A 3021-nucleotide genomic window follows, 5' to 3' on the forward strand; every position below is an offset into this window, starting at 1 on the left:
CTGTAGTACTCTTTGCCGCTCCGGGCGGACGACACAACGCCGGTCTTCAGGCTGGGAATCGAAGCTGCGGCGCGCCGCCCGGCTTGAGGGGGTACCCGATCATGAAGAAGACGATCGCCGCGGCTAGGAACATGCAGGCGCGCAGCGACGACCAGATGACGGCCGACATCCCGGTTTTCTTATCTGTGTTCTTTTCCTTCTCGGTTTCGCTGATTGTCATGGCTGACCCTCCAGGGCGTGCCCGATGACTGGCTTCCAGTCACGCACGCCGAGGGCCCGCCGGGAAGCAAGGAACCACCCCCGCCTTGGTGGTGCTCGCTTCCGGCTGGCAGTCAGCCTCTAGAGGGCGCCGTCCCGCATGTGCGCGGGCCAGATGCCCTGCTTGCCTGGCGACAGGATGCCGTTGGGGTCGAGCAGGTCCTTGAGCCGCTCGTTCAGCCGCCGCTGGGCGTGGTCACCGAAGTCGAACTGGTCGGCGACCACGTCCATGCTCTGGATGTTCGTCCGGTAGACCGGGTAGCCGGCCTTCGCGAGGTCTTCGACCATCGCGTTGTAGGCGGCGTAGCCGGCGCGGGTCGCCTGCTCGTCGCGCGTGTCGAAGACGACAGGGCTGATGTGCAGCGCGGAGCGCTGCAGCAGCACGATCCCCGCGCCGTAGGGGAGGCCGTGGCGGTCGTACAGCTCGCGGCGCAGCCTGATGGACGCCAGGACGTCGGCGCCGTCGAGCGGGCCGAGCGCGGACAGGTCGAGGTGCCCGGCGTCCTCGCCGTTGAGCCTCTTGAACATCTCCAGCAGCTCGAGGCCGGGAACTCCGCCCTGCACCTTGTCGTCGTGGATCGTGGTGCCGCAGCGCTCCTCGTCGCCGCGGTAGTCGCGCCGTCCGACGCGGACGTCGCCGACGCGGGTCAGCGCCTCGCGGACCAGGGCGTACTGGGCTTCGATGACGGGCTCGCGGCCGTACAGCGCGAAGCGGACCATCCAGCCGCCCTGGCCAGGGTCCCGCCCGCTCTCGCTGGGACCGCCGAAGCCGAGGAGCGGCTGATTGGTGATGACGCCATCGAACATCAGCTCGCGGAGCGCGTCGACGGCGCCGGCCACCAGCTCATCGTCGCGCCAGGTGGCCCAGCCCGAGACGTACACCTCGGGCGCCCGCATCAGCCAGACGCCCATCTTGGTGACGATCCCGAAGTTCGACTGGAAGAAGAGCCCCGCGTGGTTCGGGCCGTACGACTCGCGGAACAGGTGCCAGACCTTGCTGCCGCTCAGCCCGCCCATGCCGGTGCGCAGCAGCTCGCCGTTGGCGAGCACGACTTCCATGCCGCACTGCGTCGAGGGGTGGTCGCCGTACCTGGTGTAGCCGCGGCCGCTGTCGAGGGTGTTGCCGACGACGCTGCCCCAGCCGAGGTCGGGAATCGACGGCCAGAGGCGGTAGCCGCCTTCCCTGAGGTGGTCGTAGAGGTCCTGGAAGCGGACGCCGGGCTCGACGACTGCGTAGGCGAGCTCGTCGTCGACGTCGAGCACCCGGTTCATCTTGCGGAAGCTGAGCTGGATCGAGCCCTTGACCCGGGGCGCGGGACCGCCGTACGCGTAGTTGCGGCCCTGGCCGAAGGTCCACAGCGGGACGCGGAACTCGTTGGCGATCCGCACGATCTCCTGCACGTCCCCGACTTTTTCCGGGGTCACCACGGCCGCGCCGGTGTACTCGTCGGAGCCCTTGTAGTCGTAAGGGTCGCGGTAGTCGAGCAGTTCGCCCGCGGACGTGATCACGTTGTCGTCCCCGAGCGCCTCGGTGAGGGCCACGATCGCGGCACTGACCGAGCTCTCGTCCAGGCGGGTGGTCAGCGTCATCGCACACCTCCGGAGTCGGCGGCCCGGCCGCAGCGCTGGAACCGCTTATCCACGACATATCACCAGACGGCGCCGCGGGCTACCGGCCCTGACGGGCTTCGCGCCACACTAGGCGCACAGCCGAACCCGGCCCGCCCGTTCCTGTGGAGTCCCACAAATGTGCTGATCTTTCGGCGGGTCCCGGCCTCGTCGGCCATCTTCGTATCACTTCTGGCCCCTCTGAAACGATTAAATAGCCCAGAAAAGGGCCGAAACTGATACGAAGACGAAAAGTGATACGAAGTTGATGAGCCATCAGGCGCGATTGGTTCATGGGGCGGCTGCGGACGGAAACGACTGGCCGCCGATGTCGGCCTGGCCGTTGCCCACGAGCCAGGCCAGCGCCTCGCACAGCGCGCCGAGCGCGGTGTAGCGCGCCGAGCGCGGTGTAGCGCGGCGCGTAGCCGAGCACCTCGCGGGCCCGCTGATGTGGCCGGGGTGCAGCGCGACCGATGTGCCCGGTCGCCCCGATGACGACTACCCGGCTCACCGGGCGGTCCAGCCGCCGTCGACCAGGACCGTCTCGCCGGTGATGAGCGAGGCGGCCCGGGATGCGAGGAACACGACCACGCCGGCCACTTCGGCCGGCTCCCCGATGCGGTGCAGCGCCGCGATCCGCTCGATGACGTCCGCGCGGAACTCCGGGTCGGACAGCGCGGACTCGGTGCCAGGCGTGGCGATGAACGTGGGCGCGACCGCGTTCACGGTAATGCCGTGCCGGCCCCATTCGACGGCGAGGCACCGGGTCAGGTGCGCGATGGCCGCTTTGGTCATGCAGTACACCGATTCGCCTGGCAGCGCGACCGCGCCGGCCTGGGACCCGATGTTGATGATCCGCCCGTGGCCCTGCCCGATCATGACGCGCCCGGCGGCCTGGCTGGCTAGGAACGTCCCCTTGAGGTTGACCGCCAGCGTCGCGTCGAGGTCTTCCTCCCGCACGTCCTCGGCCGGGTTCCGCGGCGCGATCCCGGCGTTGTTCACCAGGATGTCCAGCCGGCCGAACCAGGCCACCGCCGCGGCGACCGCCGGGCCTATCTGGCCGGCCTGGCCGATGTCCATCTGCAGCGGCAGCGCGCGCCGCCCCAGCGCCTGGATCTCCGCGGCCACGCCGCCGTCCGCGCCGGAGTCACGCAG

General features: G+C 69.4%; 3 protein-coding genes. All 3 read right to left on the reverse strand.

Going from position 1 to position 3021, the window contains the following annotated elements; translation table 11 throughout:
- Nucleotides 1–46 precede the first annotated feature (46 nt).
- Nucleotides 47–220: a hypothetical protein gene (locus tag WA805_RS08365; protein ID WP_425242045.1), complete on the reverse strand. Its 174-nt coding sequence runs from the start codon at nt 218–220 to the stop codon at nt 47–49.
- Nucleotides 221–339: 119 nt separating this feature from the next.
- Entirely contained in the window at nt 340–1848 is a 1509-nt protein-coding gene (locus WA805_RS08370; protein WP_425242046.1) for an FAD-binding oxidoreductase, read from the reverse strand.
- A 525-nt stretch (nt 1849–2373) separates the two neighbouring features.
- On the reverse strand, nt 2374–3021 hold a 648-nt coding region (locus tag WA805_RS08375), incomplete at its 5' end, for an SDR family NAD(P)-dependent oxidoreductase (protein WP_422277873.1).

The sequence above is a fragment of the Trebonia sp. genome (assembly GCF_049794275.1).
Taxonomy (GTDB): domain Bacteria; phylum Actinomycetota; class Actinomycetes; order Streptosporangiales; family Streptosporangiaceae; genus Trebonia.